The organism is Micromonospora sp. NPDC050980, assembly GCF_040653835.1.
GTDB lineage: Bacteria > Actinomycetota > Actinomycetes > Mycobacteriales > Micromonosporaceae > Micromonospora.
This window is the reverse complement of the sequence record NZ_JBFAGS010000056.1, coordinates 2,981-5,044: the sequence shown is the minus strand read 5'-3', so window position 1 is coordinate 5,044 and position 2,064 is coordinate 2,981. Positions and strand designations below refer to the sequence as shown.

4 protein-coding genes are annotated in these 2,064 nt (G+C 68.2%); 1 reads left to right on the top strand and 3 read right to left on the bottom strand.

Annotated elements, in window-relative coordinates:
• The first annotated feature begins 76 nt into the window (after window positions 1-76).
• Window positions 77-514 carry a GNAT family N-acetyltransferase gene (locus AB0H28_RS29880; RefSeq protein ID WP_358047438.1) on the top strand — a complete coding sequence of 146 codons (438 nt, stop codon included), beginning with the start codon at window positions 77-79 and terminating at the stop codon, window positions 512-514.
• Window positions 515-562: 48 nt separating this feature from the next.
• Here the strand turns inward: AB0H28_RS29880 and AB0H28_RS29875 are convergent, their stop codons facing one another.
• The 3 genes from AB0H28_RS29875 to AB0H28_RS29865 all read right to left on the bottom strand — a co-directional run.
• A complete protein-coding gene (locus AB0H28_RS29875) occupies window positions 563-934 on the bottom strand; it encodes a hypothetical protein (protein WP_358047435.1) in 372 nt (123 codons plus the stop codon).
• Complete coding sequence (locus AB0H28_RS29870; protein ID WP_358047432.1) at window positions 934-1,335, bottom strand: DUF6262 family protein; 402 nt, start codon at window positions 1,333-1,335, stop codon at window positions 934-936. Before AB0H28_RS29870 ends, AB0H28_RS29875 begins: the two co-directional genes overlap by 1 nt.
• On the bottom strand, window positions 1,322-2,064 hold a 743-nt coding region (locus AB0H28_RS29865), incomplete at its 5' end, for a tyrosine-type recombinase/integrase (RefSeq protein WP_358047429.1). The genes AB0H28_RS29870 and AB0H28_RS29865, both read right to left, overlap by 14 nt.

The window sequence follows — 2,064 nt, the reverse complement described above, 5'->3', positions numbered from 1 at the left end:
CTGGTCTTTCGCGTCGTGGACATGTCCATGACGGGTTGTGCCGGTGCTGCCTTGTTGGCTCGATAGAGTCGCCGTCATGGGCGTGGAGATCGAGGTCGTGGGGGATGTCACTGACGAGGTTGTGGAGGCGTTCGGCCGGTTACTTCCACAACTGTCGCGGTCGGCCGAGCCTCTGGGCGCGGAGGCGTTGCGGACGCTGGTGGCATGGCGGGGCAATCGGCTGCTCATCGCCCGTGTTGATGGTCAGATCGTCGGTGCCTTGACGCTGGTGACGTTTCCAATCCCGACGGGGTTGCGGGCGTGGATTGAGGACGTTGTCGTTGACGAAGCGGCGCGGGGACAGGGCGTTGGCGCAGCCTTGACTCGGGAGGCGGTCCGGCTGGCCCGTGTTGATGGGGTTCGGACGGTTGATTTGACGTCGCGGCCGTCGCGGGTGGCGGCGAATCGGTTGTATGAAAGGCTGGGGTTCAAGCTGCGTGACTCGAAGGTGTATCGGTTCACGGACGAGCCGTGACGGAGCCGGCGTCCGGGAGATGTGACGGCAGCAGGGCCGCTGGCAGGGTCATAGTGCGGGGATGTCGTCGAAGGTCGGGTGGGTCGAGGCGCCGATTGGGCGTGGCGCGACGTGGGAGCAGGCGGCGGCGTGGTTGTTCAGCCATGCCGCGTTGCTGGTGGTGACGACGAAGGTGGTGCCGTTGTCATCCTGTTTGACGATCAGGTAGGCGGTGACGGCGGGCGGGTCGGGGATGACGCCGACGGAGGGCAGGTGGCGCATGTCGCCTTGCCAGCCGATGTCGGGTGCGGCGTCGGCGAGGGCGAGGACGGCTTGCAGCGCCCATCGGGTTGCGTGTGGGGAGGCGTCGTTGAGCCAGTCGGGTAGCGGGGTGAGCCCGTCGAAGACGTCAATGGGTTCGGTGAGGCGGTAGACGAACATCACGGCTCCTTCGCCGGTGCGGGTGTGTGGCGCAGGCGGCGGATTTCGCCGTGCGCGGTTTCCAGTTGGCGGGTGAGGTCGGCGTTGTCGGCGCGGAGCTGTTTGATGCGGGCGAGCGCGGTGTCGAGCCGGTGCCGCAGCGAGGTGGTGCTGGCCGGTTGAGGGCTGGTGCGTTCAGGGGCGGGATGGCGTTGCTGGAGTTGTCGGATGGCGTCGATGAGGTCGGGTTGGGTGTAGAGCCAGGACCGGGACACTCCCGCGGTGGCGGCCAGTCCGGCGACGGTGACGGGGTGGCCGGTGCGCCCGGCTGCGGCCAGTGCGCGTTCGGCGCGGGTGCGGGCCTGCTTCGCCCGTTGACGGGCGGCCCGGGTGAGGGCGGCGGTGTGGTCAGCCGGCGGCATCCAGATCCTCCGCGAGGGTCTCCACGGCGCCGCCGGCGACGATCTGTCCCGGCTGGGTGGTTTCCAGTGCGGTGATGATGGCGTCGAGCTTGCCGAGGGTGCGGCGGTTGCGTTCGGCGATGCGGGCTAGGTCGGTGCGCTGCGCGTCGTCGATGAGTTTGGTGGTTTCGTCGCGTTGGCGGCGGTGCTGGTCGAGGAAGTCGGTGGTGGTGATGAAGAATCGGCAGTCCAGGCATGGGTTGGCGTATTCACAGTCGGTTTGCACGGGGGCGCCGCAGTAGCCGTTGGGCAGAGTGACTTTGGCCCGGACCATGGACAGGCGCATCCACGCCGCGTCGGCGAGGGGATGCTCGGGTGGGATGGTGGCGGCCTGCCCGTCGGCGTTGACCTTGACCGCGTTTTCCCAGTGTCGGCGCACGGTCTTGTTGTGGAGCCGGGCGTAGACGGCGGTCATCTGCGGCGACATGTGGTCCAGCAGTTGCTGCACCACATGCTGGGGGACGTCGGCGTTGATCAGCCGGGTGCCCAGGGTGTGGCGGAACTGGTGGGCGGTGACCCGAGTCGGTTGGCCGTGCTCGTCGACCAGGCGGATGCGTTCCAGCCAGGTGTCGAGGTAGTCGGCGAAGGTGATGCTGGGCATCGGCCGGGCGCCGTCGAGGTTGACCTTCAATGCCGGGAACAGCCAGCGGCAGCCGCGCGGGAACCGGGTCCGCACCGTCTGCTGCTGGG